This is a genomic window from Flavobacterium sp. GQ95 (assembly GCF_059758655.1).
Genome location: NZ_JCAXEB010000014.1, coordinates 62,734 through 78,655 on the forward strand (window position 1 = coordinate 62,734; position 15,922 = coordinate 78,655).

The following is a 15,922-nucleotide window of genomic DNA, read 5'->3' on the forward strand; positions in this document are numbered from 1 at the left end:
TCAAATCTTATGCAGATTTTAATCAAAAAAAGTACAGCGGCATTTTTGCTTATTGCCTCAGCTAATTTAGTTGTGGCATTTTTGGCTTTTTTTGTTTTGCCTCCAAAGTTTTTCTACGATACTGCCATAATTATTTACGACAAGTATAATGAAATAGGCTATTTTGGAAGTTATCCACTTACTATTTTATTCTATAAAATTATAGGTTTCCGGCATTTACCTTTTCCGGTAATTGCGCTTATACAGTTTCCTATTTTAATGTATATTTTGTATAAAATTGGAGTTCCGGACAATTTCGAAAAAGTAAATATTAAAAACCTGATTGTGTATTTGAGCATTTTTATGATTGCAATTTTCATATCAATGCCTTCAAAAGAATTTATTACGTATTTGTTTATTACGCTAATTGTTTTGGTGTGTAGAAACAAGCGGTTTCCATTCCGAAAAACCATAATTATTAGTGTTGTGCTTTTAATTGTTTTTGGGGCGCTGTATCGTCCTTATTTTGCCTTAATTCCAATTATTGGCGGAGGAATGTATTTGGTCAGTTTTATAAATTTTAAAAACAAAACCGTAACAACAATTTTTTATGGTTTGCTCATTGCCGTTTTTCTGTCATTAAGTTACGGTGTTTTAAAAGGCAAATACTTTTCTGAGATAAGCAGGGAAGTGGTAAACAGTACCAGATTAGTTTCCGGAGATGCCAACTCAATCATTACATCACCAGTAAAAACAGATACCTGGTATGGAGAAACCATTAGTGTTTTTTATGGTTTTTTTACGGTAAATCTTCCTTTAAACGGTTTAAAACATATACTTTCGCCCCAAATTATTGTTTTTGTAATTTGGCAGCTTTTGCTGTTTTATATTTTATTAGTTCGCTTTTCTAAATGTCTTAAAGAAAGAAAAAAATACCGTTATGAACTTTTAATCATGTTTATTTTATTTTCTTTTTTCATTCTTCAGGGTGTTTTTGAACCCGATTTAGGTTCGGCAATTCGACATAAAATCGGCATTTTTCCTTTAATCTATTTTGCATTATACTATGAACATTTCCGAAAAGAACTTCAATAAAGTATTTCATGTTTTTTTGTGTTTAATCGCCGTTGCGATGATTTTCAGAAAACCATGTTCGTTGCTGATTATTTTGTTTGCCGCTTTTAATTTGATTTTCGTTAAAAAATTAAAATTTACCAGACCAGCGTTGATTTTAATAGCTTGTATTGCTTCTCCAATTTTATTGGAATTGCTTTTATTTTGGAATAATGATTCTTTTGCAAAAGGGTTAAAAGCGATTGAAAAGAGCACTTCATTATTGATTTTTCCGCTGTTTATAATTGGAAATTATCATCATGTCCATTTTTTAAAAATAGCAAAGACATATACGATTGTTACAACACTAATTATATTGTTTTTCTTTCTAAGATTTCTAATTGTTTATCCAGAATTAATGGATAAATATTTGAATGGAATTGATTTATGGGAAATGGGTTATCAATTTGCAGACAGCATTGGTATTCATGCTCCGGCTTTAAATATGCATTTGGCTTTTGTATCGGTTTGTGCGTTGTATTTTGTTTTTGAAAGCTTCAGGAATCATGAAAAAAACCTGTTTAAAATGGTAACTTTAATTGTTTTTGTGTTTTCTTTTTTCTTCGTTCTTTTTGTAAATACCAGAATGGCATTGATCAATGTTTTCTTCGGATTTTTGATTGTTTTCTTTTTTGAATTGAGATCGAAATTCAACACAAAAAAAATTGTCCTGACAGCTACAACTGTTCTTGTTTTGTTAGGAGGAATTACATTTTTCTTTGTTCAGAATAATCCTTACATGAAAGAAAAATATTCTTCGGTAACTTTTGCTTACATGGATAAAGTAGGTAAATTGGATGAAATTGATCATCCTGAAATTAAGGTCTTTAATTCGCTGGTAACACGAGTATCAATCTGGAAATCAGCATGGGAATTGTCCGTAAAAAATCTTCCTTTTGGTGTTGGGGCTGCAGACGGAAAATCGGAATTAAACAAATATTATGCAGTGACGAACCAACAATTTTTGGCTAAATATGAATTTCCGACACACAATCAGTTTCTTGATTTCTTATTGAAGTTTGGTATTCTTGGGCCTTTGGTAGTAACACTATATATTTTCACCTTTGGCTATTTAGGTTATGATTTGAAAAACGGAATGATACTTTCTTTTTTCCTTATTTTCTTCACCTCAAATTTAACAGATGATTTTTTACTCCGCTTCGACGGAATTGCCTTTAGCGGATTATGGTTGTCGATTTTTGGTAGCTACTGGCTGCAACAAAAAGTTACTCTTGATAAAGTGCCAGAAGCTGTTTAAAATTTTGATTTTTATCAAATAAATTGTGACATCTTGCCAATGCATTTTCGCCAAATTCTGATCTTGTGTTTGGATCTTTTAAAATTTCAAAAAAGTTCTCCAACTCAGAAATATCACTAAAAAGAAATCCTGTTTTGTTGTGCAGAACAGCATCTTTATTTCCAATAATATTAGTCGCAATAACGGGTTTTTGCAGTGCCATAGCTTCAAGTACAGCAATTGGCAATCCTTCCCAAAGAGAGATCTGCATATAAATATCAATATTATTTAGTTCTTTCAAAACCGTTTTTCTATCTAATATCCAACCTGTAATTCTGATATTTGGAGCTGTAATTAAAGGTCTTAATTCACCGTCGCCAATCCATACAAAATTAAAATCAGGAAATTTTAAAGCTATTTGATTAAACATTTCCGGGTTTCTGGCAGCTGTAATTCTGGCCATAATACCAATCGTAAGTTTTTCATTTTGATGAGCTGCAAAATGTTCCTGAACATTTGCAATATCAATACCATTTCGAACTAATTTGGCATTGCCAATTTCCTTTGCGATTTCAAGTTCTGTATCACCACAAGCGACAATTGTTCCTCCAAAAAAGCGCTGAAAACTTTTTTCGATTCTCCAATATATGTTTTTAACCGTTTTTGAAATATCGGTTCTTAGAAAAGAATATCCGTGGGGAGTATAAAAGAGTTTCTTTTTTTTGAATAAGAAAAAATAAGCTACCCGACCCAAAACACCCGCTTTTGAAGAGTGAAGGTGAATAACATCAGGATTAATTTTTTTAAGTTCTTTCGCTAATTGATAAGCAGATTTTAAATCCTGAACAGGAGAAAATTCCCGAATCATATTGACCTGGATCAGTTTAACCCCATCTGAAAATTCAGATTTAATTTTTTGAGCGTCAATTTCTTTTCGATTACCACTATAAATAATAGTGGTTTCTATGTTTTTGTTTATTTCATCATCTCCAAAGAAAGTCGATAAATCTCTAAAATATGTATAAACGCCGCCACCTAGAGCTTCAATAATGTGTACAACTTTCAAAACAATGAATTTAATTGTGGGTAAAAATAGATAAATGAGTTTAATAATTTTCTGAAAAGACAAAACTTCTTTTAACATATGATTTAAGAGGTAATTTAAAAGGCCGGATATTTTATTACATTTGTGCATCTATCTTGGGCTTATGACAGTGAAACTCAAAAATGTTCAATAAAATCAATTATGAAAAGAATACTTATTACCGGAGCAGCAGGATTTTTAGGGTCACATTTGTGTGATCGTTTTATTAAAGAAGGCTATTTTGTTATTGGAATGGACAACCTGATTACGGGAGATCTTAAAAATATTGAGCATTTATTCAAGTTAGAAAATTTTGAATTTTACCATCACGACATCACCAAGTTTGTTCATATTCCCGGTGATTTAGATTATATTTTGCATTTTGCTTCGCCAGCAAGTCCAATTGATTATTTAAAAATCCCGATTCAGACTTTAAAAGTTGGATCTTTAGGAACACATAATTTGTTAGGTTTAGCAAGAGTTAAAAAAGCAAGAATTCTAATTGCATCAACTTCTGAAGTTTATGGAGATCCATTGGTTCATCCGCAAACAGAAGAATATTACGGAAATGTAAATACAATTGGTCCGCGTGGTGTTTATGACGAAGCCAAACGTTTTCAGGAATCTATCACAATGGCATACCATACTTTTCATGGTGTAGAAACCAGAATCGTTCGTATTTTTAATACGTATGGCCCAAGAATGCGACTGAACGACGGACGTGTAATTCCAGCTTTTATTGGACAAGCTTTGCGTGGAGAAGATTTAACGATTTTTGGAGACGGAATGCAAACACGCTCTTTTTGTTACGTAGACGATCAGGTTGAAGGTATTTTCAGATTATTACATTCAGATTATGTTTATCCGGTAAACATTGGAAATCCTGACGAAATCACGATTAAGGATTTTGCAGAGGAAATTATTAAACTGACTGGAACCAACCAGAAAGTAGTGTATCATCCCTTGCCAGTAAATGACCCTTTACAACGTCAGCCAGACACTACAAAGGCCAAAGAATTATTAGGTTGGGAAGCCAAAGTAAGTCGTTCTGAAGGAATGAAAATTACGTATGATTATTTCAGATCGCTTTCTAAAGCAGAACTTTCAAAAGAAGAACACAAAGATTTTTCAAGTTATATAAAATAATCGCAAGCGTTAATGAGTGAATTAGTTTCTATTATAACGCCAACTTACAATGCTGAAAAGTTTATTACAGAAACTTTAAAATCAGTTCAAAATCAAACGTATCAGAATTGGGAAATGATTTTGGTTGATGACGCTTCAACGGATGAAACCGTAAAAAACATTTCTGATTTTGCCGAAAAAGACAGCAGAATAAAACTGTTTAAATTAGAAAAAAATTCAGGAAATGGTTTTGCTAGAAATATAGCTTTAGAAAAAGCAGTAGGAAAGTATATTGCTTATTTAGACGCTGATGATTTATGGTTTCCGAATAAATTAGAAAAACAGATCGAGTTTTTAGAAGAGAATAATTTACATTTTACGTTCAGTTTTTACGACTGTATTGATGAAGAAGGAAATTCATTAAACAGAAGAGTAGAAGCACCAATAAATTTAACTTACGACGAACTCTTTTTTTGTAATTATGTTGGCAATTTAACCGCCATTTACGATGCTGATTATTTTGGTAAAATTGTAATTGAAGCCACACAAAAAAGACAGGATTGGCGTTTGTGGCTCACGATTTTAAAACAAATTCAGGTTACAAAACCCGTTCCGGAACCTTTAGCCTTTTATAGAATTAGAAAAGATTCTATTTCATCATCAAAATTCAAATTAATCAAACACAACTTTGGTGTTTATAGAGAATTTCATGGTTTTAATTTTATGTTTTCTGTTTTGTTGATGACACGATTTTTGTTCACGCAGTTGATTATAAAACCTCGATATATAAAAAAGCTTTAGTGTTTTTCAAGGTCACAATTTGTGACCTTGACGAAATCACTCAATTTTATTTCTGAATCTTGATGTCGCAATTTGCGATATCAAGATTGCGGTTTAATTCTTTAAGGTCACAAATTGTTACCTTAAAGAATCGTCTTAAAATTGGAGGTCGCAATTTGCGACCTCCAATTATTTTTTATATCCAATTTTCACTCTCTCGCTTTCGTTTTCCTTTTTCTCAGTCAATTCATCCAAATAAGAGAAAACCAATTCAATATTTTTATCATGATTCTCCAATTTTTTTTGAATCTGAAGAATGTCAACTTTAATTTCTGTTGTATCCAAAAGCATTTGTCTCACTTTCGTGAAAATACGCATAATTTGAATATTGGTTTGAATTGCTTTGTCGCTTTTTAAAACACTAGATAACATTAAAACACCATGCTCAGTGAATGCCATTGGATTGTAACGCAAACCCATCTTGTCAGAATTGGAGGTCACAAATTGTGACCTCCAATTTTCAAACTCTGGTTTATTAAGTTCAAACATGAAATCTTCCGGAAATCTTGATATATTTCTTTTGATTGCTTGTTTTAAAACTTTTGTTTCAATTCCATAAAGCATGGCCAAATCACGATCAAGCATCACTTTTTGACCGCGGATAAAATATATTTTGTTTGAAATAGTTTCTTCTGAAAGTAGAGATTGATCGTCCATAAGTTTTTATAAGCAAAAACAAATGTAAGATTTTATCTGTATTAAAGATAAGATTTGAATTGCTTTAATTTTCCACGACTGGTTCTTTCTAAAACTTTTTTTCGGGTAAAAGTGAAGTTTAAATTGGGTTCAAGATATAAGGAAATTGCTTCTTTTATTTTTTGAATTTGATCTAAATTTAGTTCATTGTCAGAAACATACTCGATTTCAAAAGTATCTAATTTAGTTTGTTTGATGATAAATTCTTTGACATTTCCATCATCTTCAATGATGCTTTTGGTTACATAATAAAACGTCAATCCCGGCGATTTTTTTCCGCTTGGCAAAATGGCAACGTCGTTTGTTCTCCCAATTAATTTCTTTAGAATTGGTTTTTGTGGCGTACTTTTTTCATCTAAAATTCCGATATCGCCAATTTCATATCTGATAAAAGGATGGGCTTTATTAAATAAAGAAGTAATCACAATTCGGCCTTCTTCCCCGTAAGGGAGAACTTTATAGTTTTCATCTAAAATTTCTACAAACAGCGTTTCAGCATTCACTTGCCATTCGCCTTTTGGATTTTCAAAAGCAATTAAATCCAATTCTGAAGCACCATATTCATTGATTACCGGAATGCCGAATTGTTTTTTAAGGAGTTTTCTATCTGATTCAAAAAGCATTTCCGAAGTAACAAAACAAGCTTTTAGAGTCGGACAGGTTTCTTTTAAAATAATGTTTTTCTGTTCTAAATATTTGGCAAACAAAACAATAGAACTGGTATAACCGTTGAGGTAATCGAATTTTTTGGTTTTGAATTTCTGCAGAAATTTTTCTAAAACTTCATCAGATAAATCGAAAACCGGAAAACGAAAACGTCGGCTCAAAAAATCTTTAAAACGTTCTTTTTGATATCCAACAAAATCCATCGGAATGCCATAGAAACGTGCTTGATACGAATGATTAAAATCAATTCCGAACCAACCAAAACGCATAATATTAGAAGCCCAGGTTAAGGCATGCGAATATTTATCTTTGGCAAAAACAAAAGGTGTTCCACTGGATCCGGAAGTTTTGTTGAGGTAAACATTCTTTAAAGTATATCCTTTTGAAAGTCTTTCTTCGAGTGGTTTCTGTAGATTTTGCTTGTTCAAAATAGGCAAATCTTCCCATTTTGGAGCCGTTTTGTTTCCAATTAATTGCTGATAAAACAAATTGTTTTGCAAATGAAAATCAACAATTTCTTCTTTTTTATTTTGAAGGAAAATAAGATAATCTTCTTCAGATAAATTTGCGATTTCGTTCAATTTAGCTTTAGCTTTCTTTATCGGAAAGCCATTTAATTGAAGCGAAATATCGAAAAGAGAAATCATTTTTTGAAGATTAATTTTCATCAAAAATAATATTATCCAACTACTAACAGAGAAGAATCACGAACTTTTTAAGATTTAATTATTTTTTACGTGTAAAAGCAATTATTTTTGCACCACAACTAAATACAACTATACCATGACAATTTTACTATTGGGATCAGGCGGAAGAGAGCATGCTTTTGCGTGGAAAATGATTCAGAGTCCGCTTTGCGAAAAACTTTTTGTTGCACCAGGAAATGCAGGAACAGCTGGAATTGCTACAAACGTTGCAATGTCTCCAACCGATTTTGATGCCATAAAAGCATTTGTACTAAAAGAAAATGTAAAAATGGTAGTCGTTGGACCTGAAGACCCGTTGGTAAAAGGTATTTATGATTATTTTAAAAACGACGAAAGTTTAAATCATATTCCGGTAATCGGGCCATCAAAATTGGGTGCTCAATTAGAAGGAAGTAAAGAATTTGCTAAAGAATTCCTGATGAAACACAATATTCCAACTGCTGCTTATGACAGTTTTACTGCCGAAACAGTTGAAAAAGGGTGTGCATTTCTTGAAACTTTGCAACCACCTTATGTTTTAAAAGCAGATGGTTTAGCCGCAGGAAAAGGAGTTTTGATTATTCAGGATCTTGAGGAAGCTAAAACGGAATTAAGAAATATGTTGGTTCACGAAAAATTTGGCGCAGCAAGTTCAAAAGTAGTTATCGAAGAATTTTTGGACGGAATCGAGTTAAGCTGTTTTGTATTAACAGATGGTAAGAGCTATAAAATCCTTCCAACAGCAAAAGATTACAAACGTATTGGCGAAGGCGACACAGGGTTAAATACAGGCGGAATGGGAGCAGTTTCTCCAGTTCCTTATGTTGATGCTGTTTTGATGGAAAAAATCGAAACACGTATCGTTAAACCAACCATTGAAGGTTTTCAAAAAGACGGAATCGAATATAAAGGATTTGTTTTCATTGGTTTGATCAATGTAAAAAACGAACCAATTGTTATTGAATACAATGTGAGAATGGGCGATCCCGAAACTGAAGTTGTAGTGCCAAGATTAAAATCTGATTTAGTAGAATTGTTCTTGTCGGTTGCCAATCAGGAATTAGATAGTTTCGAATTAGAAGTTGACCCAAGAAGCGCGACTACAATTATGGTCGTTTCTGGCGGATATCCTGAAGAATTTGAAAAAGGAAAAGTAATTACAGGATTAGAAAATATTACAGATTCTATTGTTTTTCACGCGGGAACAAAATTAGATGGCGAAAATGTCGTTAGTAATGGAGGACGTGTATTGACTGTAACTTCTTATGGAGACGATTTCCAACAGGCCATAAAAAAATCTTACCAAAACATAGATAAACTAAATTTTGATAAGATGTATTTTAGAAAAGATATCGGCTTCGACTTACTTTAAGAAAGAGTGAGCTGTAGTATCTTGGTTTTCTGTTCCGGCGTCATCAAATATGCGTAATTGTTTAATCCAATAAACGATTGCGCATGCGCAGATGGTCATAAAAATCCAGTTGATAAAATTTGCACCAAACCATGAATCTAATTCCCAACGACGTAAAAGGTCAAGAGGAGCAAACAAAATGTTAACGAATAAGTATTGTATTCCTTCGAAAAAAGCTGTCATAATTTATAAATTATATGTTATTTATTGTTTTGTAACGCATTGAAGACAAAATTCAGATAATAGAATCTTTTTTCAACTTGTTGGGTTTTCCTTTTTAAACAAGTATTATATTTACAATCACAAAAGTATAAAATATCCTTATGATAACAAGTGTTTTTAAAAAATCTACGCCATTAAATTATTCTTTGGTCGTAATTTTAATACTGGTTTTCTTTTTTCTGTTTCAAATTCAGGAACCATCATGGATGGCTTCTTATTTTTTGGCGTTTCAAAAATTAAGTTTATTGTGCTTTATTTTCGCTTCTTTTTTCCTGATAAATTTTATAGTCAAAAAGAACGGACTCAGTAAAGACAATGGATATTCGATATTTTTCTACTTGTTGTTTATCTTGTTTTTCCCCACGATATTTAACAATCCGAATGTTATATATGCCAACTTTTTTCTATTGTTGGCGCTTCGAAGATTGATTTCTCTGCAATCCTTAAAAGCTTCCAAAGAAAAAATATTTGACGCTTCTTTTTGGATTTTAGTAGCTTCTTTATTTCAATTTTGGTGTATTCTCTTTCTGATTCTCGTTTTTATTTCAATTGTTTTTCACGTTTCAAGAGATTATAGAAACTGGGTTTTACCATTTATAGCACTGCTAGCCGTAACAATTATGTTTTTTTTGATATCGTTAATTTTTCATTTTGATGCCATTTCATTTTTTGAAAAACGAGCCGTAATCGATTTAGATATAAATTATTTTAAGAATAATTATGAAAATGGGGCACTTTCAATTTATGTTGCAGTAGCTTTATTTTTTGTAGTTTCAATTGTAACAACGTTATCAAACAGACCTCAAATTGTACATACTTCCTATAAAAAAGTAGTAGCCTGTTTTTTTATTGCAGCGTTTGTTTTCATTCTTTCACCAAACAAAAGCAATGATTTGCTACTGTTTAGTATTACACCTTTAACGATTATGGCGTCGAGTCATATTGAATATATGCAACAGAAATTAAACAACGAAATTGTATTTTATGTACTTATTTGCTGCAGTTTGTTTACGTTTTTCTCGCAATTATAATTTGCTTCCATAAGCAAGATCGCCGGCATCACCAAGTCCGGGAACAATGTAGTTTTTCTCGTTTAATTTTTCGTCTAAGGAAGCAACCCACAAATGACAGTTGTCAGGAAGATTTTTTTCAAGGTGTGCAACTCCTTCAGGTGCGGCAATAACGACTACAATATGAATTTCTTTTGGAACTGCGTTCTGAATTAATTTTTCATGAACTGCAACTATAGATTGTCCAGTAGCCAACATTGGATCAAGAAGTAGAACCGTTTTATCATTTAAGTCCGAAAGCGCTTGATATTCAACTCTAATTTCAAACTCATGATCGTTGTTCGGATGATATCTGCAGGCCGAAACAAAGCTATTTTCAGCATGATCAAAATAATTTAAAAAGCCATTATGAAGCGGTAAGCCAGCTCTTAAAATGGAACATAAAACCAAATCACTTTCTATTTCTGTCGTTTTTTTAATACCAAGAGGGGTCTGGATTTCAACATCTTTATAAGACAAATCTTTGCTTAATTCATAGGCCATAATTTCGCCAATTCGTTCGATATTTCTGCGAAAACGCATACTGTCGTTCTGAACATTTACATTTCTGATTTGACCCAAAAAGTGATTTAATACGCTATTATTCTCAGATATATAATGAATTTTCATGTGGAGTTTTTAGAATTATCAATGATTTGTGATACTAAAATGAAAAAACAATCGTTTTTTTCACACTATAAAAGTATAAAAAGTATCTTTGTATCTCTAATAAATAAAGACATGTTTTCAAAATTAGCTTATTCTGTTTTCGAACAAAGTATCAAAGATTATCACCAGTTTGATAATGTTGATCAGCCTATAAATAATCCTTATCCAAAAGATAAATTTGAGCATTTATTATATCTAAAAAACTGGATTGACACTGTTCAATGGCATTTTGAAGATATTATTCGTGATCCACAAATTGATCCGGTTGCAGCTTTGACTTTAAAAAGAAGAATCGATGCTTCAAACCAGGAACGTACTGATATGGTGGAATATATTGACAGCTACTTTTTGCAAAAATACAGCGATGTAAAAGCAAAGGATGGTGCAAAAATAAATTCTGAAAGTCCAGCCTGGGCTTTTGACAGATTGTCGATTTTAGCTTTGAAAATTTATCACATGCAGGAAGAAGCTAATCGTGCAGAGGCTTCGCAAGAACACAGAGATAAATGTCAGGAAAAACTAAACATTCTTTTAGAGCAAAGAAGTGATTTGTCTACCGCAATTGATGATTTATTGTCAGACATTGAAAAAGGAGAAAAATTCATGAAAGTGTACAAACAAATGAAAATGTACAACGATGATGATTTGAATCCTGTTCTATATCAAAATAAAAAATAATTGGCAGAATTGTCCAATAAAATTAAGCATATAGCCGTCATGAGACTATCCGCAATGGGAGATGTCGCCATGACGGTTCCTGTTTTACGCGCTTTTGTAAAACAATATCCAGACGTTAAACTGACGGTAATTTCCCGTCCGTTTTTCAAACCTTTTTTTGACGGAATTCCGAATCTGGAATTTTTTGCTTTTGATGAAAAAGAAAGACACAAAGGTTTTCCGGGACTTTTGCAATTATATAAGGATGTAAAAAAGTTTAAAATTGACGCTTTCGCCGATCTTCATAACGTTTTAAGGTCTAAAGTTGTGAGCTTACTTTTCGCTTTAAGCGGAAAAAAAAGAGCAACAGTCGATAAAGGAAGAGAAGGCAAAAAAGAATTAACCCGAGCAGAAAATAAGATTTTCAGGCAATTGCCAACCATGTTTGAAAGACATGCAAAAGTGTTTGAAGAACTGGGTTTTCCTTTAGATTTATCAAAGCCTGTTTTTCCTGAAAAAGCGAAATTAGATTCAGCTATTTTGGAAATTATCGGAAACCAAAACCAAAAACTTATCGGAATTGCCCCTTTTGCTCAGTATGATTCTAAAGTTTATCCGATCGATTTAATGGCAGAAGTTATTTCGAAATTAGCAGAAAATCAGTCGAATAAAATTTTACTTTTTGGCGGAGGAAAAAAAGAAATCGAAATTTTAGATTCACTTTCAAAACCATTTGAAAATGTAATTAATATGGCTGGAAAAATTAAATTTCAACAGGAATTGCAATTGATCAGCAATCTCGATGTAATGCTTTCTATGGATTCCGGAAATGCACATATTGCGGCAATGTTGGGTGTAAAAGTGATTACGCTTTGGGGTGCAACGCATCCATACGCAGGATTTTTGCCATTCAATCAAAATTTAGAAAATGCTTTAACTTCAGATAGAAATCAATATCCAAAACTACCAACATCCGTTTATGGAAATAAAATCGTTGAAGGTTATGAGGATGCGATGAGAAGTATTTCTCCGGAGAAAATAATTGCTAAAATAGAAAATCAGCTTTTAAAATAAAGTTTAAATAAATTCCAAAAAAAATCCAAATTCCAACTTTACAATTGGGATTTGGATTTTTTTTGGAATTTAATTTTCTCATAACTCAAGAAAAAGATACCCCATTGGTTTCTTTTTGTTTCTATCAATCACAACTTTAATAAAATGATTTTCTTTTTCAGTAGCTAGTAAAATGTGTTCAAAATCTTCGGTTGAATTTCTGTACACTTTATGTATCAATTCAGATTCCTTAATTTTATTCGATAAAATTTTAGCTGCTTTTAATTCACTTACGTAGGGCCAAATATTGAACAAACTATCATTAGAGGCTGGTATTTCTGCCATTCCCTCGCTCATTGATGAACTGTACTTTTCTTTTGAAAGTAGTTTTGGACCTTTCCTGTTTCTTCTTTTTTTAATTATAAAGTAGATACAGATAAAAGATGTTATTACAAATAGTAAGATAAAAGACAGACGGAGGTAGTGATGCATTGCCATAATATTTAATGTTTTAAACGTGTTGACAAATAGATATAGCTTTACAACTTATTTTAAAATGAAAAAGGTGTAACAGCCTTAATTACACTACTAATATAGTAAATTTTAGCCATGTTTTTTAGAAAATAGCTAAAATTCGATATGTTTTTTTAAGTTTTATTTAGATGGCAAAAAAGTAATTCGCAAAAAAATTCCAAGCTCCAATTGTGAAGTTGGAATTTGGAATTTAATCCCGTCCCGAAGTTTCGGGATCGGGATTGGAATTTTACGCTCTACACATCATCATAATCTACATAAATAGATTCTGAAGTTGGATGTGCCTGACAAGTTAAAATTAAGCCGGAAGCAATTTCTTTATCCGTTAAAATTGAATTTTTAGTCATCTCCGCAGTTCCGGAAGTTACGCGGGCTAAACAGCTGCTGCAAATTCCGCCCTGGCAAGAATAAGGAGCATCAATTCCTTGTTTTAAGGCTGCATCCAGAATTGTCTGTTTTTGAGACATTTCGAAAGAAACTTCGTCATCATCAACTAAAACTGTAATTTTTGTATGTCCTTCAAGCGAAGCTTTTATTTCATGTTCTTGCGATGAAGTAGTAAAAAGTTCAAATTTAATAGCTGATTCTTTTACATTTTTCTCTTTCAAAATATCAGAAACCGTATTGATCATTTCCTCAGGTCCGCACAGATAGAACTTGTCAAATTGAAGTTCTTTGTGTTTGTTGTTCAGAACAAAATTCACTGCTGATTTCTCGATTCTTCCAAACAATGCATTTTCGGCTTTTGCCTGACTAAATACATAATGCACGAAAAAACGGCCAACATATTTTAATTGCAAATCGTGAAGTTCCTGGTGAAAAATAGTTTCTTCAGGAGTTCTATTTCCGTAAACCAATACAAATGAACTTTTTGGCTCGCTTTTTAAAACTGATTTTATGATAGAAAGTACAGGAGTAATTCCGCTTCCTGCTACAAAAGCAGCATAATTTTTTTGTCTTTCAGCATCTGGTTCAAAAGTAAATTTTCCTTCCGGATGACCTACTTCCAGAACATCTCCAGCTTTCAGTTTTGTATTGGCAAATTGGGAGAACAACCCGTTTTTGACTGCTTTTACAGCAATTCGCAATTCACCGCTTTCTGGTGCAGAACAAATGGAGTAAGCACGGCGAATTTCTTGATTATCAAGAGTTAATTTTAAATTTATATATTGTCCTGCAATAAATTTATAGTCTGGTTTTAGTTCCTCTGGAACATTAAAAAGTATAGAAACGGCATCGGTAGTTTCACGTTTTACCTCTTTAATTATCAGTTTTAAGAATGAAGGCATGATTGTATATTTTATGCAAAAGTAGCAAACGGAGATTAATTCGCAGGCACTAAACTATTATTTTTAACTTTTTTTGTAACGTTTTCTTACATTTGATCTCTTACTACAAAACTCAAAACCAATTAACCATGATTAAAAAGTTTATTTATCTCGAATGGAAGGCCTTTACCAGATCGGCATCATTTGGAGCAAACCTGGCAATGAAAATTTTGTTAGGGTTTTTAATGATTTATTTTTCACTACTTTTTATTGGGGCAGGTGTTGGAGCATTTTATTTATTGAAAAAAATGAACTTCGAACCATTAATAACAATCAATCGATTTTTGATCTATTATTTTCTGTTTGATTTGGTGATTCGTTTGTTGATGCAGGCAATCCCAGTTTTAAACATCAAACCATTATTAGTTTTACCTTTTAAAAAACCAACGATTGTTCATTTTTCATTAGGAAAAACAGCATTGTCTTTTTTTAACTGGGTTCACGCCCTTTTCTTTGTTCCTTTTTCGATCGTACTGATATTAGAAGGCTACGATATTATCGGAATCACAATGTGGCTTCTGGCAATATTCTCTTTAATATATATCAACAATTTTTTAAATATTATTTTAACTAATATTGATAAATTATTTGTTGTTTTTGTCGCAATTTCAATTGGTTTAGGAGCAGCGCAGTATTATAAATTATTTGATATTACTGTTTATACAACTCCATTTTTTCAGGGGTTATATTCTCAAAAGGGACTGTTTTTAATTCCGGTTTTAGTATTGATTGGGTTATATCAATTTACATTTAAGTACTTTAAAAACAATCTATTTTTGGATGCCGGGCTTTCTAAAAAGGAAGATATTGCAACAACAGAAAATCTGGCCTGGCTGAATCAATTTGGGACGTTAGGAACATTTCTTAAAAATGATATTAAATTAATCCGAAGAAATAAAAGATCAAAAACGACATTAATCATGAGTTTTTTCTTTTTGTTCTATGGATTGATTTTTTTCGGGAATACGCATCAACCGGCGGTGATGTATATTTTTGCCGGAATCTTTGTTTCGGGCGGATTTTTATTTGTCTTCGGACAGTTTGTACCAAGTTGGGATAGCTCGTATTATCAATTAATGATGACACAAAATATTCCGTATAGGGGTTATATTACTTCAAAATGGTGGCTTATTGTTATTGCCACTTTTATCTCGACAATACTAGCCTCGTTTTATCTATTTTACGGATGGGAAGTTTACCTTACAATTGTTGTTGGTGCAATTTATAATATTGGGGTTAATTCGCATTTGGTGCTTTTGGGCGGTGCATTTACCAAAACGCCAATCGATTTAAGTAATGCCAGCGGTGCTTTTGGAGATAAAAAAGCATTCAACGTGAGCGCCATGTTATTGACATTGCCAAAATTATTATTGCCATTAGGACTTTACGGAATCGGACTTTATTTGGGAGACAAAACCCTCGGATTATTATTGGTTGCAGGAGCAGGAGTTTTAGGTTTTGTATTTAGAAATTCGGTTTTCTCCTTAATCGAAAAAAGATATAAGATCGAAAAATACAGTACGATAAGTGCCTATAAACAAAAGAATTAATTAGTCAATTTGAAAATGTGTCA

16 protein-coding genes are annotated in these 15,922 nt (G+C 32.2%); 9 read left to right on the forward strand and 7 right to left on the reverse strand.

Annotated elements, in window-relative coordinates:
* Positions 1-9 precede the first annotated feature (9 nt).
* Both AC6CH4_RS21930 and AC6CH4_RS21935 read left to right on the forward strand, forming a co-directional pair.
* Positions 10-1,074, forward strand: coding sequence for a hypothetical protein (locus tag AC6CH4_RS21930; RefSeq protein WP_498106771.1), 1,065 nt, complete (start codon positions 10-12; stop codon positions 1,072-1,074).
* Entirely contained in the window at positions 1,046-2,350 is a 1,305-nt protein-coding gene (locus AC6CH4_RS21935) for an O-antigen ligase family protein (protein ID WP_498106773.1), read from the forward strand. Before AC6CH4_RS21930 ends, AC6CH4_RS21935 begins: the two co-directional genes overlap by 29 nt.
* Here AC6CH4_RS21935 and AC6CH4_RS21940 read toward each other — a convergent pair.
* Positions 2,319-3,395 carry a glycosyltransferase gene (locus AC6CH4_RS21940; RefSeq protein WP_498106775.1) on the reverse strand — a complete coding sequence of 359 codons (1,077 nt, stop codon included), beginning with the start codon at positions 3,393-3,395 and terminating at the stop codon, positions 2,319-2,321. The two genes, AC6CH4_RS21935 and AC6CH4_RS21940, sit on opposite strands and share 32 nt — an antisense overlap.
* A 180-nt stretch (positions 3,396-3,575) precedes the next feature.
* On the opposite strand from AC6CH4_RS21940, the gene AC6CH4_RS21945 reads away from it, so the two are divergent.
* On the forward strand, positions 3,576-4,559 hold the full coding sequence (locus AC6CH4_RS21945) for a UDP-glucuronic acid decarboxylase family protein (RefSeq protein WP_498106777.1): 984 nt from the start codon (positions 3,576-3,578) through the stop codon (positions 4,557-4,559).
* A gap of 12 nt (positions 4,560-4,571) precedes the next feature.
* Positions 4,572-5,339: a glycosyltransferase family 2 protein gene (locus tag AC6CH4_RS21950; protein WP_498106779.1), complete on the forward strand. Its 768-nt coding sequence runs from the start codon at positions 4,572-4,574 to the stop codon at positions 5,337-5,339.
* 168 nt (positions 5,340-5,507) lie between these two features.
* On the opposite strand, the gene AC6CH4_RS21955 is transcribed toward AC6CH4_RS21950, so the two are convergent.
* Positions 5,508-6,035, reverse strand: a complete 528-nt coding sequence (locus tag AC6CH4_RS21955; RefSeq protein WP_498106781.1) for an ORF6N domain-containing protein — start codon at positions 6,033-6,035, stop codon at positions 5,508-5,510.
* A gap of 41 nt (positions 6,036-6,076) precedes the next feature.
* Positions 6,077-7,387, reverse strand: coding sequence for a phenylacetate--CoA ligase family protein (locus AC6CH4_RS21960; protein WP_498106913.1), 1,311 nt, complete (start codon positions 7,385-7,387; stop codon positions 6,077-6,079).
* 136 nt (positions 7,388-7,523) lie between these two features.
* On the opposite strand from AC6CH4_RS21960, the gene purD reads away from it, so the two are divergent.
* A complete protein-coding gene (purD, locus tag AC6CH4_RS21965) occupies positions 7,524-8,798 on the forward strand; it encodes a phosphoribosylamine--glycine ligase (RefSeq protein WP_498106783.1) in 1,275 nt (424 codons plus the stop codon).
* Here the strand turns inward: purD and AC6CH4_RS21970 are convergent.
* Complete coding sequence (locus tag AC6CH4_RS21970; RefSeq protein WP_110837168.1) at positions 8,790-9,020, reverse strand: DUF6341 family protein; 231 nt, start codon at positions 9,018-9,020, stop codon at positions 8,790-8,792. The two genes, purD and AC6CH4_RS21970, sit on opposite strands and share 9 nt — an antisense overlap.
* Before the next feature lie 140 nt (positions 9,021-9,160).
* On the opposite strand from AC6CH4_RS21970, the gene AC6CH4_RS21975 reads away from it, so the two are divergent.
* Positions 9,161-10,090, forward strand: coding sequence for a DUF6427 family protein (locus tag AC6CH4_RS21975; protein ID WP_498106785.1), 930 nt, complete (start codon positions 9,161-9,163; stop codon positions 10,088-10,090).
* On the opposite strand, the gene upp is transcribed toward AC6CH4_RS21975, so the two are convergent.
* Positions 10,085-10,738, reverse strand: a complete 654-nt coding sequence (gene upp / locus AC6CH4_RS21980) for a uracil phosphoribosyltransferase (RefSeq protein WP_498106787.1) — start codon at positions 10,736-10,738, stop codon at positions 10,085-10,087. The two genes, AC6CH4_RS21975 and upp, sit on opposite strands and share 6 nt — an antisense overlap.
* A 111-nt stretch (positions 10,739-10,849) precedes the next feature.
* On the opposite strand from upp, the gene AC6CH4_RS21985 reads away from it, so the two are divergent.
* Complete coding sequence (locus AC6CH4_RS21985; protein WP_498106789.1) at positions 10,850-11,455, forward strand: DUF4254 domain-containing protein; 606 nt, start codon at positions 10,850-10,852, stop codon at positions 11,453-11,455.
* A 39-nt stretch (positions 11,456-11,494) separates the two neighbouring features.
* The gene (locus tag AC6CH4_RS21990; protein ID WP_498106791.1) at positions 11,495-12,508 is read left to right on the forward strand and encodes a glycosyltransferase family 9 protein; all 1,014 of its coding nucleotides are present in this window, start codon (positions 11,495-11,497) and stop codon (positions 12,506-12,508) included.
* 78 nt (positions 12,509-12,586) lie between these two features.
* On the opposite strand, the gene AC6CH4_RS21995 is transcribed toward AC6CH4_RS21990, so the two are convergent.
* Positions 12,587-12,832 (reverse strand): hypothetical protein, encoded by a 246-nt coding sequence (locus AC6CH4_RS21995; protein WP_498106793.1) that lies wholly within the window; start codon positions 12,830-12,832, stop codon positions 12,587-12,589.
* Positions 12,833-13,257: 425 nt separating this feature from the next.
* The gene (locus AC6CH4_RS22000; protein WP_498106795.1) at positions 13,258-14,310 is read right to left on the reverse strand and encodes a 2Fe-2S iron-sulfur cluster-binding protein; all 1,053 of its coding nucleotides are present in this window, start codon (positions 14,308-14,310) and stop codon (positions 13,258-13,260) included.
* Between the two features lie 128 nt (positions 14,311-14,438).
* Between AC6CH4_RS22000 and AC6CH4_RS22005 the strand changes: the two genes are divergently transcribed.
* The gene (locus tag AC6CH4_RS22005; RefSeq protein WP_498106797.1) at positions 14,439-15,899 is read left to right on the forward strand and encodes a DUF5687 family protein; all 1,461 of its coding nucleotides are present in this window, start codon (positions 14,439-14,441) and stop codon (positions 15,897-15,899) included.
* The last annotated feature ends 23 nt before the right edge of the window (positions 15,900-15,922 follow it).

Coding starts and splice junctions, on each gene's coding strand:
- AC6CH4_RS22005 (WP_498106797.1), top strand. CDS start 14,439: ATGATTAAAAAGTTTATTTATCTCGAATGGAAGGCCTTTACCAGATCG.
- AC6CH4_RS21990 (WP_498106791.1), top strand. CDS start 11,495: ATGAGACTATCCGCAATGGGAGATGTCGCCATGACGGTTCCTGTTTTA.
- AC6CH4_RS21970 (WP_110837168.1), bottom strand. CDS start 9,020: ATGACAGCTTTTTTCGAAGGAATACAATACTTATTCGTTAACATTTTG.
- AC6CH4_RS21975 (WP_498106785.1), top strand. CDS start 9,161: ATGATAACAAGTGTTTTTAAAAAATCTACGCCATTAAATTATTCTTTG.
- AC6CH4_RS21985 (WP_498106789.1), top strand. CDS start 10,850: ATGTTTTCAAAATTAGCTTATTCTGTTTTCGAACAAAGTATCAAAGAT.
- AC6CH4_RS21935 (WP_498106773.1), top strand. CDS start 1,046: ATGAACATTTCCGAAAAGAACTTCAATAAAGTATTTCATGTTTTTTTG.
- AC6CH4_RS21995 (WP_498106793.1), bottom strand. CDS start 12,832: ATGGCAGAAATACCAGCCTCTAATGATAGTTTGTTCAATATTTGGCCC.
- AC6CH4_RS21930 (WP_498106771.1), top strand. CDS start 10: ATGCAGATTTTAATCAAAAAAAGTACAGCGGCATTTTTGCTTATTGCC.
- AC6CH4_RS21950 (WP_498106779.1), top strand. CDS start 4,572: ATGAGTGAATTAGTTTCTATTATAACGCCAACTTACAATGCTGAAAAG.
- AC6CH4_RS21960 (WP_498106913.1), bottom strand. CDS start 7,387: ATGATTTCTCTTTTCGATATTTCGCTTCAATTAAATGGCTTTCCGATA.
- purD (WP_498106783.1), top strand. CDS start 7,524: ATGACAATTTTACTATTGGGATCAGGCGGAAGAGAGCATGCTTTTGCG.
- AC6CH4_RS21945 (WP_498106777.1), top strand. CDS start 3,576: ATGAAAAGAATACTTATTACCGGAGCAGCAGGATTTTTAGGGTCACAT.
- AC6CH4_RS22000 (WP_498106795.1), bottom strand. CDS start 14,310: ATGCCTTCATTCTTAAAACTGATAATTAAAGAGGTAAAACGTGAAACT.
- AC6CH4_RS21955 (WP_498106781.1), bottom strand. CDS start 6,035: ATGGACGATCAATCTCTACTTTCAGAAGAAACTATTTCAAACAAAATA.
- upp (WP_498106787.1), bottom strand. CDS start 10,738: ATGAAAATTCATTATATATCTGAGAATAATAGCGTATTAAATCACTTT.